Origin of the sequence: Nonomuraea sp. NPDC048916 (genome assembly GCF_040649575.1) — a bacterium.
Classification (GTDB): Bacteria; Actinomycetota; Actinomycetes; order Streptosporangiales; family Streptosporangiaceae; genus Nonomuraea.
This window is the reverse complement of sequence record NZ_JBEZFS010000273.1, coordinates 1-392: the sequence shown is the minus strand read 5'-3', so window position 1 is coordinate 392 and position 392 is coordinate 1. Positions and strand designations below refer to the sequence as shown.

The window sequence follows — 392 nt, the reverse complement described above, 5'->3', positions numbered from 1 at the left end:
CCCATCGCCTCTTTCACCCACAAGACCACGGAACGCTTGAGGACATCACGCTCGTCCTCCAGCTCCGCGCGTTCCTTCTCCCAGGCCGCCTTCTCCTTGGCGTGCTGCCGGGCCAGCTCGGCCTTCTCCCGCCGCAGCCGCGCCAACTCCTCCTGCTCCGACTCCTTCAGCGTCCCGCCTCCGCCGTCCCCGCCGGCCTGCCCTGCCGCCAGCCGGTCCATCTGCACCCAGTTGTACAGCGTGTACTCGTTGACGCCCAGATCCCGCGCAACGCGCGCGACGGGCTTGCCGGTCTCCTTGACGATCCGCACCGCCCCAGCCCGGAACTCCGGATCAAAGCGACGCCTCGTGCTTCCAGCCACGACCAAACCTCTCCCGGTTCGATCTCCACG

The 392-nt window shown here is 68.4% G+C and carries 1 protein-coding gene; it reads right to left on the bottom strand.

The genetic code is table 11. The features are described from left to right. Positions 1-311: transposase (locus AB0C16_RS40820; protein ID WP_357691588.1), on the bottom strand; the 311-nt coding region annotated here is incomplete at its 3' end. Positions 312-392: the final 81 nt, after the last annotated feature.